Source organism: Enterococcus sp. AZ156 (genome assembly GCF_051714165.1).
Taxonomy (GTDB): Bacteria; Bacillota; Bacilli; order Lactobacillales; family Enterococcaceae; genus Enterococcus_B; species Enterococcus_B pernyi.
Window position 1 is genome coordinate 773,919 of record NZ_JBIORI010000001.1, and the last position, 22,401, is coordinate 796,319.

Consider the following 22,401-nt stretch of genomic DNA (forward strand, 5'->3'; position numbering starts at 1 on the left):
TATGAATTATAAAGGCTATTTGATCGATTTAGACGGAACGATCTATCGTGGAACGGAGCCGATACCGGCAGGAAAACGATTCGTCGAACAGTTACAGGAAAATGGGACGCCCTTTTTATTTGTAACCAACAATACGACAAAAACACCGAGAACAGTGGCACAACGTTTAGCCACTGAGTTTGATATCCATGTCTCACCAGAAACGATCTATACAGCATCTCTAGCGACCATTGATTTCATGAAATCAGACGCTAAAGGAAATAAAGTGTATGTGATCGGTGAAGCTGGCTTGACAGATTTGATCTTGGAGGCAGGGTTTGTATGGGAAGAAGAACATCCTGATTATGTCGTAGTAGGTTTAGATAATCACTTGACTTACGAAAAAGTGGTGACCGCAACCTTAGCGATCCAAAAGGGAGCAACGTTCATCGGTACAAATCCTGATAAAAATATCCCTACAGAAAGAGGATTATTACCTGGAGCTGGCTCGGTTGTTTCTTTTGTAGAGACAGCGACACAAACCACACCAGTCTATATTGGTAAGCCAGAAGCAATCATTATGGATAAAGCAGTGGAACTTTTAGGATTGAACAAAGAAGAAGTCATCATGGTAGGGGACAATTATGAAACTGACATCCAAGCAGGGATTCGTAATGGTATCGACACACTGCTTGTGTTATCAGGTTTTACCAAAGAAGAAGACATTCCAGATCTACCAACACCAGCTACCTTCGTTTTGCAATCGTTAGATGAATGGAGTTTCTAAAACAATGAAAAATAAACGATGGCAATGGGTGGAATATGCGGGGATGGTTAGTTTGTTCCTGACGTTGCTCACTTTAGCAATTGCAATAACGATCAATTTCCGCCCACTATATGTGTTTGATATCGGGCATCTAGGTATCTTGGATTACACTACCGTAGAGCAGCCAACATTACTCCAAAATTATGATCAACTGATGAGGTATCTGAATAATCCTTTTGAGCAAGTGTTGGCACTTCCCGACTTTCCAATGTCAGCGAGTGGCTTACATCATTTTTATGAAGTCAAGTTATTATTCATGCTCAATTATGCGGTGTTGTTACTTACATTGATCCCAAGTGGCTTGTTCCTTCGCCAGTTGAAAAGAAATCAGCGTTTGTGGCGGCTAATCCGCCCATTCCAAATCGGCATGATCCTACCATTTGTTTTTGGCTTTTTTATGTTGATTGGTTTTGATCGTTTTTTTATTCTTTTTCACGAAACATTTTTCAATAATGATGACTGGTTGTTTGATCCTCAAACTGATCCAATCATCAATGTGTTACCTGAGCAATACTTCATGCATTGTTTCATTCTGTTTTTTGTGCTTATCGAATTATTTTTCGCTTTGATGGTTCTTGTTGGCAAAAGAGAATTGAAAAAGGGGAACAATTAAACAATCACTTTCGTGTAGCGCGTTGATTGCTTTTTCGGATATAGCAAAAAATCATCCATAAAAATCCTTTTGCGATTTTTATGGATGATTTTTTATTTTTATTTGATTATTGTGTCAAACGGCTCCGTTTTTCCGGTTCTTGGTGGGCCAAGCGGCTTGCGGCAGAGGCAGCAATTGCTCCCACGATATCATCTAAAAATGTATGGACATTTTTGCCATCGTGACTATTTAACTTTTTCAAGATCCCAGGTTTTACTTTATCGATATAGCCATAATTGGTAAAACCAATCGTTCCATAAACATTGACGATCGACAAGGCTAAAATTTCATCTATTCCGTATAATCCTTCATCATCTTCAATGATATGCTGAAGAGGGCTCATCAATTGTTTTTGTTCTGCCAAGATATCTAATTGGATGCCAGTAATGATCGCGTTATGGACTTCACGCTTTGTCAAGACTGCGTTAATACTTTCCGCACAATCCTCCAAGCTTAAATCTGAGATATAGTCTTTTTGTAAAAACATGACTAATTCAGCGATATCCTCAATTGTTACGCCACGTTCTTTTAGGAGATCTCGCGCTTTTTCTTCTAAGGTTTCTGTTTTTATGACCATTTTTGATTCCTCCGTCTCTTCTTTCTATCTATAATGGTAACGTAGTACGTACAAAAAGCAAGAATCATTTCTTTTATAAAAAAGCAGCTAAGTTATTTTGGTCCAAATGTTTTATCGTAAAGGCTTGTACTATGACCAGGCTGCGTACGTTCTTTTGGATTGATGAAATGTAACGCGTTATTGACAGCAGTCGGTGCCTCTCCAAATCCCGTGGCAATCAATTTCACTTTTCCTTCATAGCTACAAATGTCGCCAGCAGCATACACACCAGGAATTGAAGTTGACATATCAGAGTGGACGGTGATCGCATTTCTGGAACTTTCAAGTCCCCAAGAAGATAAATGCTCTAAATTAGAAGTGAACCCATAATTGACGATCAATGAGTCAACCATGAGATCAATCGTTTCATCCGTCTTAGCTTTTTTTAGACGAATGTCTGACAACTCTCCATTTAAACCAGATAAACGCTCAATCAAATAAGGTGTTAATACATTTACAGAGGATTGATTCAACTGATTGACGCTATGTTCATGAGCCCTAAATGCCTCTCGACGATGAATCAAATAAACTTCACTCGCAATAGGTTCAAGCATCAGTGCCCAGTCGATTGCTGAATCCCCACCACCAGCAATGGCAACTTTCTTTCCTGCATATTTCATCAAGTCGTTCACGAAATAATCTAACCCATGGTTTTCGTATCGGTCAGCATGTTCTAAATTCAGCTTTCTTGGTTGGAAAGAACCACTTCCTAGCGTCAGGATCACAGCTTTTGAATAATGGATACCTTTCGTAGTAGTGATCTCGATGATCTCATCTTCTCTGGAAAGTGAGAGAACTTCTTCATTTAAATGAAATGTATGATTAAAAGTGGTCAATTGTTTCTTTAAATTATTAACAAGATCAACCGCTTTGATTGCTGGATAACCAGGAATGTCATAAATATATTTTTCAGGGTATAAGGTAGTTAACTGTCCACCAAGTTGAGGCAAACTATCAATAATATTGGTTTTCGCTTGGCGCATACCAGCATAAAAAGCTGCAAACATGCCAACCGGCCCTGCACCAATAATTGTAATATCGTAAATTTCCATTTGAAATTCCTCCCTTGGTGACACTATAACAGAATTTAATTGAGAATTCTTCTCAAATAGTTTAATTATGGAACGAGCAGTCACTAAAATATAAGGAGTGATCTAACATATAGTTTATTTACTTTCAATATTAGCTAAAAAGAGTTATTTTACTAGTACGAAGTGTTTGAATCTAAGAGGTAGAATTTTATGATTAAAAGAATAACAAGCAATGCAAAAGAAGACGGAGTATTGACGCTGTCTTTTCTTTTAGCAATAGGTACCATGTTCATCATCCCGCCAAACTTCAATTATTTTTCTTATATCGATTTTCACACATTGATTCTTCTTTTTTGTTTGATGTTGATTGTAGAAGGGATACGGCAACAACAGTTTTTCGATTATCTAGGCAATTATTTGATCACCCAGACAAAAAATACGAGAGGGATTATTTTGATTTTAGTGTTTCTCACGTTTATCAGTAGTATGCTGATTACGAATGATGTGGCACTGATCATTTTTGTACCATTTGGTCTATTGATAGTAGAAAGGATCGGCATGCGAACATTGATTCCTCTCGTCATAACTTTGATGACGATTGCGGGTAATCTAGGAAGTATGTTCACTCCGATCGGTAATCCACAAAATCTTTATTTATTCGCACAATCACACTTACAACTGTTCGAATTTTTACAGTTGATGCTTCCCTATACACTGGCTGCTGCCATATTATTGGTGGTGTTGATCTATGGGAGAATCAAGAATAATACCATCGATTTGGCGAATACAGAAGAGATAATGTTAAAGCGAAAACAACTCATTTTTTATTTTGGTCTATTTTTAATATGTCTTCTAGCTGTAAGTGGCATCATCCCTCATTATGTCGTATTAGTCTTAGTGAGTGTCAGTATCCTAGGCAATGATCGCCGACTCTTTAAACATATCGATTACTCCTTATTATTTACGTTTGTTTTTCTTTTTATATTCATCGGGAATATCAAACAAGTAGATGTTGTCCGAGCCTTTTTTGAAAAAAGTGTGGCGCATCATGAAGTCAGTGCAAGCATTTTTGCAAGTCAATTGATTAGTAATGTTCCTGCGGCGCTCCTGTTATCAAGTTATACAGAAAATATCAAGGGTTTGATCATTGGGACGAACTTGGGAGGATTAGGGACATTGATTGCTTCAATGGCAAGTTTGATCTCTTACAAATTAGTCATCAAGCAATATCCGGAATGGAGAAAAAAGTATTTATTCGTCTTTGCATTCTACAACATCGTTTTTTTGATTTTCTTGTGGCTCATCTTTACCGTATATCAATAGAATATGTTATGATTACACAGGAAGACAGAATTTTTTAGGAGGAAGAAAAAATGGCATTTCCACAACTTGATCTTATGAATGAGAAGGGGCCTAAAGCTCTTATAAAAACGAACCGCGGAGATATTACAGTAAAACTATTTCCTGAGTTAGCACCTAAAACAGTCCAAAACTTTGTTGAATTAGCAAAAAAAGGGTACTATGATGGCGTGATTTTTCATCGTGTGATCCCTGATTTCATGATTCAAGGAGGCGACCCAACCGGTACAGGTATGGGAGGCGAAAGCATTTACGGCGAAAGTTTTGAAGATGAGTTCAGCCGCGAATTGTTCAATCTACGTGGCGCACTATCAATGGCTAACTCTGGTCCAAATACAAATGGGAGCCAATTCTTTATCGTCAACAACACAAATGTGCCAGAAAACATGCTTAGTCAATTAGAAGGAGCAGGATTCCCTAAAGAAATCATTGAAGCGTATAAAAATGGGGGAACACCATGGCTTGATTTCCGTCATACAGTGTTTGGCCATGTACTTGAAGGAATGGATACAGTCGATGATATCGCAAATGCGCAACGTGGACCACAAGATCGTCCAGTACATGATGTAGTGATCGAAACGATTGAGATTTCTGAATAAAGTAAAATTTTAAACATACCAAGCTCTTAAAAAACGCCGAACAGCAAAAGCAGAAAATACTTTTGCTGTTCGGTGCTTTTTTGGTTGGGGTGGTAACAAAGTAGGGAAGACTAACATTTTTTGTCCAATGACTTCTTTCGTTTTCTAACTTAAAGCACGTTGGATACGTAAAAGCCCTTCTTTTAATACTGATCTTGGACAAGCGACATTCAAACGCATATGGCAATGACCACTTGGTCCAAAACTGATCCCAGGATTCAAGACGACTCTGCCTTTTTCAATCAACTTCTTTTCAAGTAGTCGGTCATCGTCCGTATAGGCAGAAAAATCAAGCCATATAAGGTACGTTCCTTCTGGCTTCATCACTTTGACATCAGGGAGATGCTTAGTAAAGAAGGTAATGACTTCTTGGACATTTTCTTCCAGATAAACTAATAACTCATTTAACCATTCCTCACCAGTTTCGTAAGCGGCTTGAGTGCCTAAAAGTCCGAAAGTATTGATTCCTTGATGTTGATTTTTTTCTAATTGTTTCGTAAAGCGACTTTTTAAATCATGATCTTTGATGAAAACCATTGAATTTTTTATTGCAGCTAGATTAAATGTCTTAGTTGCTGAAGTTAATGTGATCAATAATCGAGAAAGGGCAGGATCAATTGTTTGAATCGAGGTGAATCCATGTCCGGAAAAGACGATATCTTGATGGATCTCATCACTAAATAAGAAGACGTCGTATGTTAAGCAGAGTTCACTTAACTGTTTGAGCTCTTTTTTAGTCCAAACACGACCACCTGGATTATGCGGGTTACATAGAATCATTGCTTTTATCTTGTTTGAGACGATTTTTTCTTCCATATCTTGAAAGTCCATTTCAAAATGATCGGCTGCTTTATTTAAAGGACTGCGAATCAATTGACGCTCATTATTTTCAACAATTGCACCAAATGGCGGATAAACTGGATCATGAATCAACACTGCATCACCTGGAGCTGTAAATGCTTGAATCGCCAAGGAGAGACTAGCTAAGACTCCACTAGTGAAAAGAATGTGGTCTTTAGTTAGAGTCACATGATGGCGCCTTTCTTCCCAATCAATCACTGATCGGTAGAGACCGTCCGGTACGATCGAATAACCAAAAATGCCTTTTTGCAGATAGTTTTGAAAAGCGGTTGTTACTCCTTGAGGGGCAAGAAAATCCATATCCGCTACCCATAAAGGTAAAAGATCATTCCTATGATAAGTTTGTGAGATGGCATCCCATTTTACGCTATCTGTGTTTAGTCTTGAAACTATTTCATCAAATTGTTCCATCTATAAGACCTCCATATCTAGATGCAAGAACAGAACTTCTTTTTTTTTAATATTTACAGTATAATGATAAATGCGAAGAGAGGGAAGTATATGACTTATAGAATAGGCGAAATAATCAAAGGGAAAATTACTGGAATACAACCATATGGAGCGTTCGTTTCATTAGATGAAGAGACACAAGGGTTGATCCACGTATCAGAAGTGCAATCTGGTTATACGAAGAGTATTCATACATTATTGAAGGTGGGGCAACCGGTGACTGTACAAATCATTGATATTGATGAGTATTCGAATAAAATCAGTCTGTCGTTACGTACCTTAGAAAAGAAAGTACCATCGATCCCATACCGAAGAAAACGATACTTCACTAATAAAAATAAAAAAATCGGGTTTGCAACGATTGAAAAACAGTTACCTATATGGATCAAGGAAGCATTGATCCAATTAGATAAAAAAGAATCAAGGAAATAAAAGTGTATTTTTTCTGAAAATATGCTAAAATTCTCTTGTAAGCCATAAACAAGTTGATCGAGGTGGAAATTTTGGCAAACAAAAGAGTCGCTGGTACAATTATGTTGCATTTGGAGGATGGATCTAAAAAATTTTTAGTTCATTCAAGAGAGAATAAATTAGAGTTCGCATGCGCAGACCACTCAAATGATAAGACTGGTTTAGCAAACATACTTAGTTTCTTAAAAGAAAACGTTCATATTGATGTGAGTAAAATCAACTTGATGGAGTTGACGAATACCCATATCAATCAAGAAAATGTTCCACTTTTTGTTTTTGAAACGGAACAAAAAAATCAACAAGAACAGTTAGGCGAAGGTTATCATTGGGAAGATCCAGGACAAATGCGTACGGTACTAGGGATTTATGAAGTAGATGGTGTACCGATTTTTTAAATTGATTCAAGTACCTCTACCAAAGAGAAATGAATACCGTTCGCAGGTGTATCGTTGACTACTTGAGAATCAACGAATAAAATAGGAGATCATTTTTTGGAACCAAGCAGGACTTTCAGAGAAGTTTGAATATCTTTCAAACTTCTTTTTTTTGTCTATTTTAAAAGAAAAGTAGAAGAGAATGTTCAGGATTCAATTGATTTTTTACCTGTTTTATAAAAAAAGCACTTAAATACATGTATAATCCGAATGATCATAAAATAATTGGAAACCTTGTCTTTTTTTTTTACTTAAAAATAAGTATTGACGCTAGGTGTGTAGCATGGTAAATTAGAAAACGTTGATTCGAAAAAAAGTTCTTTTGAAAATATTCAGAAAAACATCGAAAAAACTATTGACCGCTGGATAAAACCATGTTAATATAACGAAGTTGAATTATTTCAGCGCTTTGTGAGACGCTTGTATATAAGAATTTAAAGCCAAATAAAGTGTTGACAAATAACATACGACAAGTTATGATAAGTGAGTTGCTAAAACGACCTCGTGAAAAACGAGTTCAAAAAACTTTTAAAAATAGTTGACAATCATTCGAGAGTTTGCTAAGATATAAAAGTTGCTACGGCAATGACAAACGATAAGTTGAGGCAGTTGTGTTTCAATTGTCATGTAGACCTTTGAAAACTGAACAAAGTAAGACAAACCAAATGTGCAGGGCGTCTTGATTCAATTCAAGACAACAAACATTTTTAACAAGCAATATGCTAGCAAACAATTGAGCTTAACAATCGAAAGATTGTTCTAACTTTTATTATGAGAGTTTGATCCTGGCTCAGGACGAACGCTGGCGGCGTGCCTAATACATGCAAGTCGAACGCCTCTTTTCCCACCGGAGCTTGCTCCACCGGGAAAAGAGGAGTGGCGAACGGGTGAGTAACACGTGGGTAACCTGCCCATCAGAAGGGGATAACACTTGGAAACAGGTGCTAATACCGTATAACAATCGAAACCGCATGGTTTCGTTTTGAAAGGCGCTTTACGGTGCCGCTGATGGATGGACCCGCGGTGCATTAGCTAGTTGGTGAGGTAACGGCTCACCAAGGCCACGATGCATAGCCGACCTGAGAGGGTGATCGGCCACATTGGGACTGAGACACGGCCCAAACTCCTACGGGAGGCAGCAGTAGGGAATCTTCGGCAATGGACGAAAGTCTGACCGAGCAACGCCGCGTGAGTGAAGAAGGTTTTCGGATCGTAAAACTCTGTTGTTAGAGAAGAACAAGGGTGAGAGTAACTGTTCACCCCTTGACGGTATCTAACCAGAAAGCCACGGCTAACTACGTGCCAGCAGCCGCGGTAATACGTAGGTGGCAAGCGTTGTCCGGATTTATTGGGCGTAAAGCGAGCGCAGGCGGTTTCTTAAGTCTGATGTGAAAGCCCCCGGCTCAACCGGGGAGGGTCATTGGAAACTGGGAGACTTGAGTGCAGAAGAGGAGAGTGGAATTCCATGTGTAGCGGTGAAATGCGTAGATATATGGAGGAACACCAGTGGCGAAGGCGGCTCTCTGGTCTGTAACTGACGCTGAGGCTCGAAAGCGTGGGGAGCAAACAGGATTAGATACCCTGGTAGTCCACGCCGTAAACGATGAGTGCTAAGTGTTGGAGGGTTTCCGCCCTTCAGTGCTGCAGCTAACGCATTAAGCACTCCGCCTGGGGAGTACGACCGCAAGGTTGAAACTCAAAGGAATTGACGGGGGCCCGCACAAGCGGTGGAGCATGTGGTTTAATTCGAAGCAACGCGAAGAACCTTACCAGGTCTTGACATCCTTTGACCACTCTAGAGATAGAGCTTCCCCTTCGGGGGCAAAGTGACAGGTGGTGCATGGTTGTCGTCAGCTCGTGTCGTGAGATGTTGGGTTAAGTCCCGCAACGAGCGCAACCCTTATTGTTAGTTGCCATCATTTAGTTGGGCACTCTAGCAAGACTGCCGGTGACAAACCGGAGGAAGGTGGGGATGACGTCAAATCATCATGCCCCTTATGACCTGGGCTACACACGTGCTACAATGGGAAGTACAACGAGTCGCGAAGTCGCGAGGCTAAGCTAATCTCTTAAAGCTTCTCTCAGTTCGGATTGTAGGCTGCAACTCGCCTACATGAAGCCGGAATCGCTAGTAATCGCGGATCAGCACGCCGCGGTGAATACGTTCCCGGGCCTTGTACACACCGCCCGTCACACCACGAGAGTTTGTAACACCCGAAGTCGGTGAGGTAACCTTTTTGGAGCCAGCCGCCTAAGGTGGGATAGATGATTGGGGTGAAGTCGTAACAAGGTAGCCGTATCGGAAGGTGCGGCTGGATCACCTCCTTTCTAAGGAATATTACGGAGACTACACACGTTTGTCGATACTTTGTTCAGTTTTGAGAGGTCTACTCTCAAAATTTTGTTCATTGAAAACTGGATATTGAAGTAAAAATGTAAGTAATACAAACCGAGAACACCGCGTTGAATGAGTTTTTTAATAAGTTCAATTGCTTATTTTTCTTGATTGGACTTCTATCGCTAGAAGAAAGATCAAAACCCAACCGCAAGGTTGATAAGGTTAAGTGAATAAGGGCGCACGGTGGATGCCTTGGCACTAGGAGCCGATGAAGGACGGGACTAACACCGATATGCTTTGGGGAGCTGTACGTAAGCTATGATCCAGAGATTTCCGAATGGGGGAACCCAGCATCTTTTATAGGATGTTACGTATACGTGAATACATAGCGTATACGAGGTAGACGCAGAGAACTGAAACATCTAAGTACCTGCAGGAAGAGAAAGAAAATTCGATTCCCTGAGTAGCGGCGAGCGAAACGGGAAAAGCCCAAACCAATGAGCTTGCTCATTGGGGTTGTAGGACTCCAATATGGTAGTTCTTTCAGATAGTCGAATGACTTGGAAAAGTCAGTCAGAGAGGGTGAAAGCCCCGTAGATGAAATTTGGAAGGCACCTAGGAGGATCCTGAGTACGGCGGAACACGAGGAATTCCGTCGGAATCCGGGAGGACCATCTCCCAAGGCTAAATACTCCCTAGTGACCGATAGTGAACCAGTACCGTGAGGGAAAGGTGAAAAGCACCCCGGAAGGGGAGTGAAATAGAACCTGAAACCGTGTGCCTACAACAAGTCAAAGCCCGTTCATGGGTGATGGCGTGCCTTTTGTAGAATGAACCGGCGAGTTACGATTGCATGCGAGGTTAAGTTGAAGAGACGGAGCCGCAGCGAAAGCGAGTCTGAATAGGGCGTTTGAGTATGTAGTCGTAGACCCGAAACCATGTGATCTACCCATGTCCAGGTTGAAGGTGCGGTAAAACGCACTGGAGGACCGAACCCACGTACGTTGAAAAGTGCGGGGATGAGGTGTGGGTAGCGGAGAAATTCCAAACGAACTTGGAGATAGCTGGTTCTCTCCGAAATAGCTTTAGGGCTAGCCTCGGAATTGAGAATGATGGAGGTAGAGCACTGTTTGGACTAGGGGCCCATCTCGGGTTACCGAATTCAGATAAACTCCGAATGCCATTCATTCATATCCGGGAGTCAGACTGTGAGTGATAAGATCCATAGTCGAAAGGGAAACAGCCCAGACCACCAGCTAAGGTCCCAAAATATATGTTAAGTGGAAAAGGATGTGGGGTTGCACAGACAACTAGGATGTTGGCTTAGAAGCAGCCACCATTTAAAGAGTGCGTAATAGCTCACTAGTCGAGTGACCCTGCGCCGAAAATGTACCGGGGCTAAACATATTACCGAAGCTGTGGAGTACACCTTTAGGTGTATTGGTAGGAGAGCGTTCTAAGGGCGTTGAAGGTAGATCGTGAGGACTGCTGGAGCGCTTAGAAGTGAGAATGCCGGTATGAGTAGCGAAAGACAGGTGAGAATCCTGTCCACCGAATGACTAAGGTTTCCTGGGGAAGGCTCGTCCGCCCAGGGTTAGTCGGGACCTAAGCCGAGGCCGACAGGCGTAGGCGATGGACAACAGGTTGATATTCCTGTACTCGTTGTTTTTGTTTGAGCAATGGAGGGACGCAGGAGGCTAAGGAATGCAGACGATCGGAAATGTCTGTCCAAGCAGTAAGTCTTGATAGGAGTCAAATGCTTCTAACTTTAAGGACAAGCTGTGATGGGGAGGGAAATAATAGTACCGAAGTTCCTGACGTCACACTGCCGAGAAAAGCTTCTAGTGAGAAAACAACGACCCGTACCGCAAACCGACACAGGTAGTCGAGGAGAGAATCCTAAGGTGAGCGAGAGAACTCTCGTTAAGGAACTCGGCAAAATGACCCCGTAACTTCGGGAGAAGGGGTGCTGATCGTCAGATCAGCCGCAGTGAATAGGCCCAAGCGACTGTTTATCAAAAACACAGGTCTCTGCAAAATCGTAAGATGAAGTATAGGGGCTGACGCCTGCCCGGTGCTGGAAGGTTAAGAGGAGTGCTTAGCGTAAGCGAAGGTACGAATTGAAGCCCCAGTAAACGGCGGCCGTAACTATAACGGTCCTAAGGTAGCGAAATTCCTTGTCGGGTAAGTTCCGACCCGCACGAAAGGCGTAACGATTTGGGCACTGTCTCAACGAGAGACTCGGTGAAATTTTAGTACCTGTGAAGATGCAGGTTACCCGCGACAGGACGGAAAGACCCCATGGAGCTTTACTGTAGTTTGATATTGAGTGTCTGTACCGCATGTACAGGATAGGTAGGAGCCGTAGAAATCGGAACGCTAGTTTCGATGGAGGCGCTGGTGGGATACTACCCCTGCGTTATGGCCACTCTAACCCGCACCACTAATCGTGGTGGGAGACAGTGTCAGATGGGCAGTTTGACTGGGGCGGTCGCCTCCTAAAGAGTAACGGAGGCGCCCAAAGGTTCCCTCAGAATGGTTGGAAATCATTCGAAGAGTGTAAAGGCAGAAGGGAGCTTGACTGCGAGACCTACAAGTCGAGCAGGGACGAAAGTCGGGCTTAGTGATCCGGTGGTTCCGCATGGAAGGGCCATCGCTCAACGGATAAAAGCTACCCTGGGGATAACAGGCTTATCTCCCCCAAGAGTCCACATCGACGGGGAGGTTTGGCACCTCGATGTCGGCTCGTCGCATCCTGGGGCTGTAGTCGGTCCCAAGGGTTGGGCTGTTCGCCCATTAAAGCGGCACGCGAGCTGGGTTCAGAACGTCGTGAGACAGTTCGGTCCCTATCCGTCGCGGGCGTTGGAAATTTGAGAGGAGCTGTCCTTAGTACGAGAGGACCGGGATGGACTTACCGCTGGTGTACCAGTTGTTCTGCCAAGGGCATTGCTGGGTAGCTATGTAGGGAAGGGATAAACGCTGAAAGCATCTAAGTGTGAAGCCCACCTCAAGATGAGATTTCCCATTTCTTTAAGAAAGTAAGATCCCTGAGAGATGATCAGGTAGATAGGTCAGGAGTGGAAGTACAGTGATGTATGGAGCGGACTGATACTAATCGATCGAGGACTTAACCAAAATAAAATGAAAAACTCGGAGAGTTTCTTACTAATACTTCAAATCCAGTTTTGAGTGAACAAGATTTACTCAATATAGATAACACCAAGTGTGGTGGCGATGGCGAGAAGGATACACCTGTAACCATGCCGAACACAGAAGTTAAGCTTCTTAGCGCCGATTGTAGTGAGGGGTTGCCCCTTGTGAGAGTAGGACGCCGCCACGCTGGTATTATTATTCCGGCATAGCTCAGTTGGTAGTAGCGCATGACTGTTAATCATGATGTCGTAGGTTCGAGTCCTACTGCCGGAGTACTTGAAACACAACAAAATCTGTTGTGTTTTTTTGTCGTTTCTACATAAAAAATGGCTCTTTGTCAAGTAGTTTGGTGAATTCAAAATTGAGAGAATTTCATCGTGAATCAATCGAAGCAGTAAGAAGCTTAGATTGATTCTTTTTTATTCCGGATTAATCTTGGAAGACTGGTTCTTTGTCAATAAGAACTGATGAGTTCAATCAAGTGAAGGAGGTTGCTTCTGTTCCAGCTGTTTATTCAGTTTTTGATTGTGCGAGATGACTTTTGTCCCGAACTCTTTATTTTGAATGGATTGATATCATCAAAAAGGTCCCACATATCCTCAAATGATTGAAAGCCATAGGAAGCTCGTTTGAGTATGTGGATGGATGTGTTCAGATAAATATGAGTATAAAATTGTTCTTGCTTCTTTATTAAAATTAAATTAATTTAAAATTTGTTTTCGAAGTATTTTTTTGTTGCAATACTAATTTAAATGTAATTTTAGACAAAAAAATGAGATACTATATTTAAGCAAATCGGAATAAAGGAGACTAAGTTATGAAAAAAATTACTAAACTGATTTTCGGAATTTTTGTTTGTACGATATTTAGTGCAATAATTATTGGAAGTACTGTAAGTGCGAATGAAAATACCGCAGAGCCTCAAATTATAAATCGAGCTACTAACGTAGGAAATATCTACCATCACAGAATTGTATCAATTCAGATGTTAGAAAATCCGAGAAATGTTGTAGAGTGGAATATGTTCACTACCAGTCGTGTATTTATGCGCCAAGACCAGGGCCTTCCAAATCAAAGATGGGTCATGTTCTATAACAATGAAGATGATACTTATCAAATTGTAAGAGGTCCTCTTAATGCTGGAGGGACATTCAGAGCAGCATATCTATCAGCAAATGGGCAGAATATTGATACACGTTGGAATATCAATAGCGATAAGTGGCGAATTTTCCGTTTTGGATCACATGCGAATGGAAATACAGTATACATTCAAAATGTGAGTGAAAATCGTATTATGACTTATCCTGCTGCCTGGCTGGGTAGTCCGCTTATATTGAGACCACTTGAAGTAGTTAATGGAGGTACTAGTCAGCGATTTATTATCCGAGTTTTAGGAAACGCTTAAAATTCGACTTGCAATTTTTTAGCTACAACATTTTGTATAATGCTAGATTCGCATATTGTAAGTACGGATGGAAATATAGTAGACCCTCAAATTAAAAATCGATCGATTCATAAGTAATGTTGCTGATACTTATCAAATTGTTGGTGGTCCTTTAAATGCTGAAGGGGGATATAGGACTGCTAATCTTTCAGCAATAGAGAATCGTGGGTTCTTTAGTAGATAATCGCAGGAATATTAATAGTGACAAATGGCTGATTTATAGAGTCGGGATATATTCTTTAGGAAACACAGTTTCCATTGAAAATACAATTATAATTATGGTTAACCAAACTGTAACGCCATTTAATCCACGAGCTACCATTAAGCTAGGGCAACCTAATAGGATTAATCGAGTTTCAAATCAAAGATTCATTGCACATTATTTTGGAAATGCCTAAAATATTAAAGAAAACGATTTGCTTAAAATCAGTAGATAGTGTCTTTTTAAGGAGATACTATCTCTTTTTTTTAGTGCATGGTACAAAAATAAAGTCATTTTTGATTCTGTCCTTAAAACCGAATAAAAGGTGTTCCAGAAGTAACTCCTTCAGAAATAAGCAGAGGACCCAAAAAAATTAATGGATAATTTTTTTGGGTCCTCTGCTTATTTCTCGGAGTTGGACACTTCTGTCACAACCTCTACAAAGCCACTTGACGGGCTTGAACCGTCGACCTCTTCCTTACCATGGAAGCGCTCTACCAGCTGAGCTAAAGCGGCATTTTTACTACCTAAATAGGATAACTAATTTATAGTCATTTGTCAATAACTTTTCTCTATGAACAGACGACCTTTAAAAGAAATTGAGTTGTTTTTCACAAATATAAAATAACGATGGTTAATTAGTGATTATTTGAAAAATTGAAAAAAAGTATTGCGTTATATGATGAAAATTGATATTATATTTATGTAATTTGATTCCGGCATAGCTCAGTTGGTAGTAGCGCATGACTGTTAATCATGATGTCGTAGGTTCGAGTCCTACTGCCGGAGTAATACAAAAAGTCTAGGAGAGTTCTCCTAGACTTTTTTTGTTTTTCAATGGAAATACGCAGATTGAATCGCATGATTGTTCTGAATTTTCAGAATAGCACGTTGTAATTCAAAGGGTTAAAGAGTAAAATGGAGATATATTTTCAATCGGGAAGGATGATTAAATGAACGCAATTACACCAGATATGACAAAAAAATTTGCCGATCAATTTCAAACGAATAAAAAGCAACAAGCCTTACAAAATGCTGTTGTAAAGAATGGGATCACAGCTTCAGCAGAAAATATTGCTTCACATACAAAAAACACCCCGGTATTTTCTGTAGATCTAGCGACTGGAAAAGTCTCAAACCAAAAACAATCTGGCCGTTGCTGGATGTTTGCGGCGTTGAATACATTCCGTCACAAATTGTTGAATCAATTCCACTTAAAGGAATTTGAATTATCACAAAATTATACTTTCTTTTGGGATAAATACGAGAAAGCAAACTATTTTTATGAAAATATTCTTGCAACTGGTAATGAAGCATTAGACAGTCGTAAAGTCGCTTTTTTACTGGCTGTTCCCCAACAAGATGGTGGACAATGGGATATGATCGTATCATTATTCCAAAAATATGGTGTTGTACCAAAATCAGTGATGCCAGAAAGCGCGAATAGCTCAAATTCTCGTGATTTGAATAACTACTTAAATAAATTATTGCGTAAAGACGCCGTTAAACTACGTCAATTAGTGGCAGAAGGAAAAACAAATGAAGAGATCCAAGTAGAAAAAGAAAAGATGTTAGCTGGGATCTATCAATTTCTAACAACTTCTTTAGGTACGCCACCAACTGAATTTGATTTTGAGTATCGAGATGAAGAAAAAAATTACCATATCGATCAACAATTGACTCCACAAATGTTTTACGATAAATATATAGGTGTAAATTTGGATGATTATGTAAGTATCATCAATGCACCGACCGCAGACAAACCGTATGATCGCTCTTATACGGTTGAAATGTTAGGGAATGTTGTGGGAGGAAAAGAAGTCAAATATCTTAATGTCGATATGACAACGTTCAAAAATTTAGCGATTGCTCAATTGGAACAAGGAGAATCTGTGTGGTTTGGGTGTGATGTTGGTCAATCTTCTACAAGAGATAGCGGCATCATGGCAACAGACGTTTATGAGATGGATGAATTATTTGATTTAGATTTTTCTATGACGAAAGCGGAGCGTTTGGATCATGGCGAAAGTTTGATGACTCACGCGATGGTCTTGACTGGTGTCGATTTAGTTGATGGAAAATCAACGAAATGGAAAGTCGAAAATAGCTGGGGAGAAAAAGTCGGAGATAAAGGATTCTTTGTGATGAGTGACGAGTGGATGGATGAATATACGTATCAAATCGTTGTCCGCAAAGATTTATTGACGGAAGAACAGCTAGCCGCATTTAATGCTGAACCAATTTTATTAGCTCCTTGGGACCCAATGGGGGCATTAGCTTAATTTCAATATCAATCAAAACAGATACAGAGACTTGATAGTTTTCTGTATCTGTTTTTTGTTGATTTCTTGATTTCAGGATTTTATAAATACCTGTGTTATACTTTAAAATGATATAGGAGTTGTTGCGGGCGTACTTGATCGATTAATCATCGATCTTGTGAAATAGCAAGGAGGAGTGAAAATGGATATCCAAGAAGTGTTAACAGAGATTCGTTTGAGTGGTAAAGTGATACCGATTACTGGGGGAGATGTGAATCAAAACTATCGAATTGATGAACAGCAAAAATCCTATTTTCTAAAAATCCATCCTCATGTGACCAAACGCTTTTTTGAAGCAGAAGTGGATGGTCTGAAAGAGCTTGCACCACATGTACGAGTACCTGAAACTTATATGTTAGGCGAAACAAATGAAGGTGCCTATCTATTGATGGAATGGATCGAACCAGGGAAAGGTGATCCTCGAGAACTGGCAAAAGACTTAGTAAAAATCCATCGTTCAACTGCACCACAGTTTGGTTTTCGCAAGGACAATTATCTAGGGAGTTTACCACAGCTCAATACATTTGAAGAAGATTGGTGGACCTTCTTTTTCAAAAATCGCTTGGAGGCTCAAATCGACATAGCGGAGAAAAACAATCGATGGAATGAAACACGTGAAAAAGAGTATCAACGGTTAAAAAAAGAACTACTAAATCGTGACGATCATCGGAAGATTACGCCTAGCCTCTTGCATGGAGATTTATGGAGTGGTAATGTTTTCTATGATAAGCAAGGAAGACCAGTGTTTATCGATCCAGCAGTTTCTTATGGGAATCGCGAGCAAGATATTGCGATGAGTCAGTTGTTCGGTGGCTTTCGTCCTGAATTCCTGGAAGCTTACCAAGAAAGCTGGCCATTGGAAGAGGGCTGGGAGAGTCGTTTGCCACTCTATCAACTCTATTACTTGTTGGCGCATCTCAATATGTTTGGAGAGAGTTATGGGACACAGGTCGATCATATATTAATGAAGAAGTAATTGGAGGTTTTCTTTTGGCACAAAAATATACAAAAAAACATGAAGTATCTTATTATGAATGTGATATCAACAAAACAATGACTTTTCCGTCCATGCTGGGTGTGGTCATCAAGACTTCGGAAGAACAAAGTGATCATTTAGGCCGAGGAACCGACTTTGTCAGTAGCTTTGGCTTGACTTGGGTAATCACGAACTATTCGATGAACATCAATCGCTTGCCTCATGTCGGTGAAAAAATCGATGTTACCACACAAGCGATGCAGTATAATAAATTCTTTTGTTATCGTAATTTTTGGATTCATGATGAGGAAGGAAATGAATTAGTTGAAATCGAATCAGTATTTGTTTTGATGGATCTAGTGAACCGTAAGATGAGTAGTGTGAATGAAGAAATCATTGCACCTTTTGAAAGTGAAAAAATCAAGAAAATCAAACGACAAGAAAAAATCGAGCCAATCGAATCAGGCTTGATGTTGCCATATCGTGTGCGATTTTATGATATTGACAGCAATCAACATGTGAACAATGCGATGTACTTCAACTGGATCATTGATGTTTTAGGTTACGATTTTTTGACAACACATACACCTAAACATGTGTTGATCCGTTTTGATAAAGAAGTTGAATATGGCAATGAGATCGAGAGTCATTATGAACAAACGGTGTCTGGAACAGAGGTAAAAACGAGACATGAGATCAGAATGCAAGAGCAACTTTATTGTGCAGCGAATATCTTATGGGAGAAAAATGAAGAAACAAAATAAATCGAGTGAGATAAGATTGTGAGATATTTTGCTTCGATAAATAAGCGCGAAAAACCGAAAATTGTTCTTCCAATTTTTGGTTTTTCGCGCTTATTTCTAAAGGAGTTTCATTTGGAACTCCGTTTAACAATGATGTGATTGTAGCGTCTATTGAGTTTTCCATATGAAGAGGCGAACAAGCCCTGTATTACTCAATTTGATTTCTATTGTGTCATAAATTTGATCAACTGTTCTTCTGACAAGCCACCGTTAATGGCAATCAAAAGTTTTATTCTAGCTTTTTGGCTATTGATACTATTACAAAAAATAACGCCCATACTTGCGAGTTCTTTTCCGCCACCTTCGTAATCATAGACGGGTTCAGCGATTCCGTTGAAACAACGAGAAACCAAGACTACTGGTATTTTTTGTATCAAGAGTTTCTTTAATGCTGTTAATGCCTGCGGAGGCAGGTTCCCAGCGCCTAAAGCTTCAATGACCAGACCGTCGACTTTCGAATGGGCAAGTGCTTCTAATAAATCACCTTGCATACCCGCATAGGCTTTGACGATTGGGATCGTTCCTTTGACTGATGCGATATCTAGTCTTTGCGCTTCAAGTAATTCTTGCATAAACAATATACGATTTTTAGTGATCAAACCGATTGGTCCTAACGTAGGAGTACGAAAAGTAGCAACATTAGTCGTGTGGGTTTTAGTGACATAGCGTGCTGAGTGGATCTCATCGTTCATCACGACCAAAACACCTTTGTCTTTTGCTTCATCACAACTTGCTACCCGAATCGCACTTTCAAAATTATATAGACCATCGCTACCTAACTCATTACTTGAACGCATCGCTCCTGTTAAGACGATCGGTAATTTATCACCAATCGTTGAGTCTAGAAAAAATGCTGTTTCTTCCAACGTATCTGTCCCATGCGTGATCACGACACCTTGGATGTCAGAAAGAACGGCTTGATTGATTCTTTCTTTAAGTTGTAACATATGTTTAGGCATGATGTGCGGGGAAGGAAGATTAAAGATATCTTCCATGATCAAATCAACATTTTCTGGAATCGTTACTTCTGCATCTAATAGTGGGTTAGCCACATCTGGACTCACGCCACCTGTTAAAGAATTTTCTTTCATGGCGATTGTGCCGCCTGTGTGTAAGATAAGAATTTTTTTCATTTTCAGAACTTCCTCACGAATAATTTTGCATAGGGTTTCTAGCTTATTGTATACTATATAAAAGAGTTTTGCTATGAATGAATCAAACAGAACAATTTGGGAACAAAGATAAAATGAATTTAAACGAATGGAAGTGATTCGTCGTGATCAAAATTGGCTTGACTTCATTTAAAGAACATGAAAAATTAACAGGAAAAAAGAATAATACTCTTTACGATTATGCGAGTGTCCTTTCATTAGTCGAATTAGATACCGCCTATTATGGTATACCAAGAAAGTCATCTGTGGAGAAGTGGGTGAATGAAGTACCAGCATCTTTTCGCTTCGTGATGAAAGCTTACCAAGGAATCAGTGGTCAAGGCGACTGGCAGAAGTATTATCAATCCGAAGAAGAGATGATTGAACGCTTTTTAGATGTGATGGCACCGATGAGCGAGTCAGGTAAACTCTTTTGTTTTTTAGTTCAATTCCCTGCTTCATTTAAATGCACCAAAGAAAATGTTGCCTATTTAAGAAAACTAAGAAAATGGTTCAATGGCTATCCGGTAGCTATTGAGTTACGTGACTATTCTTGGTACAGCGACCAATTTCTGTCACGCACGAGACAGTTTATGACTCGTGCAATGTTTTCCTTAGCAATCATTGATGAACCACAATTATTGAATACGACGATTCCTTTCGATCCTAATGTGACAAATACGGATTTTACCCTTTTCCGTTTTCATGGAAGAAATGAGCAAGGTTGGCAAGCAAATGATCAGGATTGGCGTAAAAAAAGAACGTTGTATCGCTATTCTGAAGAAGAATTACAGGAATTAGCAGCAGCCATCAAAAAAGTAGACGGTGCAACAAAACATGTTGGGGTGATCTTCAATAATAACTCTGGTGGAGATGCGGCTGAAAATGCTTTGGCATTACAAAAAATCTTAGGGATCGAACCAGATGAGCTTAACCCAAAACAAATCGATTTGTTTTGAAGACCTGGCTTTTGTAACCACTCTATATAAAAAGTAGCAAGCACGCCTTACCAATAAGAAATGAAACTGTTCAACTAGAAATTTTTACTAAATAATAATCGGAAGAGGTGATGGAACGACATGATCAAAGCAGTTTTTTTTGATATCGATGGCACATTAGTCAACAACCAAGCAAAAGCGTTGGCTTCAACTAAATATGCGATTGATCAACTACAAAAAAAGGGCATATTATGCGGTGTTGCCACTGGGCGCAGCCCTGTAAGAATCAAAGAAGTGATCGATGAACTTGAACTAGACATGTTCGTCGTCTATAATGGTCAATTAGTCTTTGACCGTGATCAAACGATCGTCGACCATCCTTTTGATAAAACAGTATTAGCGGATATCGTCCACTTTTCGGATGCCCATCACCGACAAATCATTTTTGGTGGGCGAGATCAACTAGATGGTTCAACGACAATGATGCTAGGACAATCGATCATCATCAAAAAAATCGTCAATCACTTACCCAAAAAATTCCCTGTACGTCTATTGAAAAAAATCTTGCAAGTGTTCAGTCCCCATCGGCAACGAAAACGATATGAAACATTAGCGATCTTAAACGAGCCGATTTATCAATGTATTTTATTGAGCCAAACATCTGAGCAAGAAAAGCTTGACCAACGATTCCCAGAGTGTTCGTTCCAACGTTCCAATCCTTATACGGTCGATATTATTCCTAAAGGAGGGTCCAAATTGTTAGGAATCCAACAATTTGCGACAAATAAAGGAATTGCATTGTCCGAAATCATGGCGTTTGGCGATCATTACAATGATGTTGAAATGCTAAAAGGAGTTGGAATTGGTGTTGCAATGGGCAATGCGCCAACTGGTGTGAAGCAGCAAGCTGATTTTGTCACGGCTTCGAATGAAGCGGATGGTATTTATATAGGTTTGAAGCATTTTGGGATAGTTGATTGAATGTGTGTCAGTTAGGAGGACTAAAATCGTTATGGAGCCAGAAACACCTTATCAAAAAGTAGAACGATTCCATCGGACGTTCGATCCAAGAATACCAGAGCGACCCACTGCATTTACAAAAAAACATGCCGATGACCGAGCGGGTTTTAAAATCGAAGAGTTAGTTGAATTTGTGGCAGCAGCCAGTGACGGTGATGCAAAAAAATTGCATGATTCCGTCCAATATTTGCATGATGCACTTGATCAAGCAGAAAAAAAGATTCTCACAAAACAAAATTGGGGAGAGGAAAGTCTCGTTGAGCAAGTAGATGCGCTGACTGATTTGCTTTATTTTACGTATGGCTCTTTTTCTTTGCTGGGCGTTGATCCTACGAGGATTTTTGATATTGTCCATCAAGCGAATATGGGAAAACTGTTTCCAGATGGAAAACCTCACTACGATCCTATTACAAACAAAGTATTGAAGCCAGACAATTGGCAAAAGGATTATGCACCTGAAGAAAGGATCGCAAAGGAAATCAATGAACAAATGAAGAAGGCAGAGCGAGTAAAGTTTGCCGAAGAAAATTCTTCAACGAGTCTTTGATAAGGTCTTCTCATTTTAGTTGGTAGAAAGATAGCAAAAAAGATTTTTTATGTAGGTAGTGTATGACTGAACATAGTATGTTATAATATAAAATAGATGTCTTTTTGCACGAAAGACGTATTTACAATGTTATGCAAATCAGATTCGTCTGATCACAAACAAATAGAGACAGTAGATGCATATTGAAAACG

Annotated in this window: 17 protein-coding genes, 3 tRNA genes and 3 rRNA genes; 18 read left to right on the plus strand and 5 right to left on the minus strand. The window is 40.0% G+C overall.

Annotated features, from left to right (window positions below; genetic code table 11):
• The first annotated feature begins 1 nt into the window (after position 1).
• Entirely contained in the window at positions 2–766 is a 765-nt protein-coding gene (locus tag IGJ95_RS03720; protein WP_153830502.1) for a TIGR01457 family HAD-type hydrolase, read from the plus strand.
• A 4-nt stretch (positions 767–770) separates the two neighbouring features.
• Positions 771–1,418 (plus strand): TIGR01906 family membrane protein, encoded by a 648-nt coding sequence (locus IGJ95_RS03725; RefSeq protein ID WP_438761471.1) that lies wholly within the window; start codon positions 771–773, stop codon positions 1,416–1,418.
• Positions 1,419–1,524: 106 nt separating this feature from the next.
• Here IGJ95_RS03725 and IGJ95_RS03730 read toward each other — a convergent pair whose 3' ends face one another.
• Together IGJ95_RS03730 and IGJ95_RS03735 are read right to left on the minus strand one after the other, a co-directional pair.
• Positions 1,525–2,034 (minus strand): phosphatidylglycerophosphatase A family protein, encoded by a 510-nt coding sequence (locus IGJ95_RS03730; protein WP_010736099.1) that lies wholly within the window; start codon positions 2,032–2,034, stop codon positions 1,525–1,527.
• Between the two features lie 92 nt (positions 2,035–2,126).
• The gene (locus IGJ95_RS03735; protein WP_023519245.1) at positions 2,127–3,125 is read right to left on the minus strand and encodes an NAD(P)/FAD-dependent oxidoreductase; all 999 of its coding nucleotides are present in this window, start codon (positions 3,123–3,125) and stop codon (positions 2,127–2,129) included.
• 189 nt (positions 3,126–3,314) lie between these two features.
• Between IGJ95_RS03735 and IGJ95_RS03740 the strand changes: the two genes are divergently transcribed.
• Both IGJ95_RS03740 and IGJ95_RS03745 read left to right on the plus strand, forming a co-directional pair.
• Complete coding sequence (locus IGJ95_RS03740) at positions 3,315–4,427, plus strand: SLC13 family permease (RefSeq protein WP_019724008.1); 1,113 nt, start codon at positions 3,315–3,317, stop codon at positions 4,425–4,427.
• 50 nt (positions 4,428–4,477) lie between these two features.
• Entirely contained in the window at positions 4,478–5,062 is a 585-nt protein-coding gene (locus IGJ95_RS03745; RefSeq protein ID WP_010736096.1) for a peptidylprolyl isomerase, read from the plus strand.
• A gap of 144 nt (positions 5,063–5,206) precedes the next feature.
• Here the strand turns inward: IGJ95_RS03745 and IGJ95_RS03750 are convergent, their stop codons facing one another.
• Positions 5,207–6,373 carry a MalY/PatB family protein gene (locus tag IGJ95_RS03750; RefSeq protein WP_438761473.1) on the minus strand — a complete coding sequence of 389 codons (1,167 nt, stop codon included), beginning with the start codon at positions 6,371–6,373 and terminating at the stop codon, positions 5,207–5,209.
• A 90-nt stretch (positions 6,374–6,463) separates the two neighbouring features.
• Here IGJ95_RS03750 and IGJ95_RS03755 point away from each other — a divergent pair, with 90 nt between their 5' ends.
• From IGJ95_RS03755 to IGJ95_RS03785, 7 genes are all read left to right on the plus strand, one after another.
• Positions 6,464–6,844 (plus strand): CvfD/Ygs/GSP13 family RNA-binding post-transcriptional regulator, encoded by a 381-nt coding sequence (locus IGJ95_RS03755; RefSeq protein WP_019724010.1) that lies wholly within the window; start codon positions 6,464–6,466, stop codon positions 6,842–6,844.
• Between the two features lie 71 nt (positions 6,845–6,915).
• Entirely contained in the window at positions 6,916–7,278 is a 363-nt protein-coding gene (locus IGJ95_RS03760; protein ID WP_010736093.1) for a hypothetical protein, read from the plus strand.
• 806 nt (positions 7,279–8,084) lie between these two features.
• Positions 8,085–9,645 (plus strand): 16S ribosomal RNA (locus tag IGJ95_RS03765).
• Between the two features lie 230 nt (positions 9,646–9,875).
• Positions 9,876–12,790: ribosomal RNA gene (locus IGJ95_RS03770) — 23S ribosomal RNA — on the plus strand.
• Positions 12,791–12,879: 89 nt separating this feature from the next.
• Positions 12,880–12,995, plus strand: a 5S ribosomal RNA gene (rrf, locus tag IGJ95_RS03775).
• Together the 16S, 23S and 5S rRNA genes with 1 tRNA gene alongside form the textbook arrangement of a ribosomal RNA operon.
• A 12-nt stretch (positions 12,996–13,007) precedes the next feature.
• Positions 13,008–13,081: transfer RNA gene (locus IGJ95_RS03780), tRNA-Asn, on the plus strand.
• A 544-nt stretch (positions 13,082–13,625) separates the two neighbouring features.
• Positions 13,626–14,213: a hypothetical protein gene (locus tag IGJ95_RS03785; protein WP_096081416.1), complete on the plus strand. Its 588-nt coding sequence runs from the start codon at positions 13,626–13,628 to the stop codon at positions 14,211–14,213.
• 684 nt (positions 14,214–14,897) lie between these two features.
• Here the strand turns inward: IGJ95_RS03785 and IGJ95_RS03790 are convergent.
• Positions 14,898–14,970 (minus strand) — tRNA-Thr (locus IGJ95_RS03790).
• A gap of 199 nt (positions 14,971–15,169) precedes the next feature.
• Here IGJ95_RS03790 and IGJ95_RS03795 point away from each other — a divergent pair.
• From IGJ95_RS03795 to IGJ95_RS03810, 4 genes are all read left to right on the plus strand, one after another.
• Positions 15,170–15,243 (plus strand) — tRNA-Asn (locus IGJ95_RS03795).
• A gap of 164 nt (positions 15,244–15,407) precedes the next feature.
• Positions 15,408–16,736 (plus strand): aminopeptidase C, encoded by a 1,329-nt coding sequence (locus IGJ95_RS03800; protein WP_023519252.1) that lies wholly within the window; start codon positions 15,408–15,410, stop codon positions 16,734–16,736.
• Between the two features lie 181 nt (positions 16,737–16,917).
• The gene (locus tag IGJ95_RS03805) at positions 16,918–17,751 is read left to right on the plus strand and encodes a fructosamine kinase family protein (RefSeq protein WP_062805567.1); all 834 of its coding nucleotides are present in this window, start codon (positions 16,918–16,920) and stop codon (positions 17,749–17,751) included.
• Positions 17,752–17,765: 14 nt separating this feature from the next.
• On the plus strand, positions 17,766–18,515 hold the full coding sequence (locus IGJ95_RS03810; protein ID WP_010736089.1) for an acyl-ACP thioesterase domain-containing protein: 750 nt from the start codon (positions 17,766–17,768) through the stop codon (positions 18,513–18,515).
• 203 nt (positions 18,516–18,718) lie between these two features.
• On the opposite strand, the gene IGJ95_RS03815 is transcribed toward IGJ95_RS03810, so the two are convergent.
• Positions 18,719–19,687 carry an asparaginase gene (locus IGJ95_RS03815; RefSeq protein ID WP_010736088.1) on the minus strand — a complete coding sequence of 323 codons (969 nt, stop codon included), beginning with the start codon at positions 19,685–19,687 and terminating at the stop codon, positions 18,719–18,721.
• A gap of 143 nt (positions 19,688–19,830) precedes the next feature.
• On the opposite strand from IGJ95_RS03815, the gene IGJ95_RS03820 reads away from it, so the two are divergent.
• The 3 genes from IGJ95_RS03820 to IGJ95_RS03830 all read left to right on the plus strand — a co-directional run bounded on the left by IGJ95_RS03820 (position 19,831) and on the right by IGJ95_RS03830 (position 22,210).
• A complete protein-coding gene (locus IGJ95_RS03820; protein ID WP_010736087.1) occupies positions 19,831–20,664 on the plus strand; it encodes a DUF72 domain-containing protein in 834 nt (277 codons plus the stop codon).
• A gap of 120 nt (positions 20,665–20,784) precedes the next feature.
• Positions 20,785–21,624 (plus strand): Cof-type HAD-IIB family hydrolase, encoded by an 840-nt coding sequence (locus tag IGJ95_RS03825; protein ID WP_010736086.1) that lies wholly within the window; start codon positions 20,785–20,787, stop codon positions 21,622–21,624.
• Positions 21,625–21,655: 31 nt separating this feature from the next.
• Positions 21,656–22,210: a cof family protein gene (locus IGJ95_RS03830; protein ID WP_010736085.1), complete on the plus strand. Its 555-nt coding sequence runs from the start codon at positions 21,656–21,658 to the stop codon at positions 22,208–22,210.
• Positions 22,211–22,401 lie beyond the last annotated feature (191 nt).

Bases quoted from the DNA above. Each gene is read 5' to 3' on its own strand.
- IGJ95_RS03755 (WP_019724010.1), top strand. From the start codon at position 6,464: ATGACTTATAGAATAGGCGAAATAATCAAAGGGAAAATTACTGGAATA.
- IGJ95_RS03800 (WP_023519252.1), top strand. From the start codon at position 15,408: ATGAACGCAATTACACCAGATATGACAAAAAAATTTGCCGATCAATTT.
- IGJ95_RS03830 (WP_010736085.1), top strand. From the start codon at position 21,656: ATGGAGCCAGAAACACCTTATCAAAAAGTAGAACGATTCCATCGGACG.
- IGJ95_RS03745 (WP_010736096.1), top strand. From the start codon at position 4,478: ATGGCATTTCCACAACTTGATCTTATGAATGAGAAGGGGCCTAAAGCT.
- IGJ95_RS03805 (WP_062805567.1), top strand. From the start codon at position 16,918: ATGGATATCCAAGAAGTGTTAACAGAGATTCGTTTGAGTGGTAAAGTG.
- IGJ95_RS03720 (WP_153830502.1), top strand. From the start codon at position 2: ATGAATTATAAAGGCTATTTGATCGATTTAGACGGAACGATCTATCGT.
- IGJ95_RS03740 (WP_019724008.1), top strand. From the start codon at position 3,315: ATGATTAAAAGAATAACAAGCAATGCAAAAGAAGACGGAGTATTGACG.
- IGJ95_RS03785 (WP_096081416.1), top strand. From the start codon at position 13,626: ATGAAAAAAATTACTAAACTGATTTTCGGAATTTTTGTTTGTACGATA.
- IGJ95_RS03730 (WP_010736099.1), bottom strand. From the start codon at position 2,034: ATGGTCATAAAAACAGAAACCTTAGAAGAAAAAGCGCGAGATCTCCTA.
- IGJ95_RS03750 (WP_438761473.1), bottom strand. From the start codon at position 6,373: ATGGAACAATTTGATGAAATAGTTTCAAGACTAAACACAGATAGCGTA.
- IGJ95_RS03735 (WP_023519245.1), bottom strand. From the start codon at position 3,125: ATGGAAATTTACGATATTACAATTATTGGTGCAGGGCCGGTTGGCATG.
- IGJ95_RS03725 (WP_438761471.1), top strand. From the start codon at position 771: ATGAAAAATAAACGATGGCAATGGGTGGAATATGCGGGGATGGTTAGT.
- IGJ95_RS03815 (WP_010736088.1), bottom strand. From the start codon at position 19,687: ATGAAAAAAATTCTTATCTTACACACAGGCGGCACAATCGCCATGAAA.
- IGJ95_RS03825 (WP_010736086.1), top strand. From the start codon at position 20,785: ATGATCAAAGCAGTTTTTTTTGATATCGATGGCACATTAGTCAACAAC.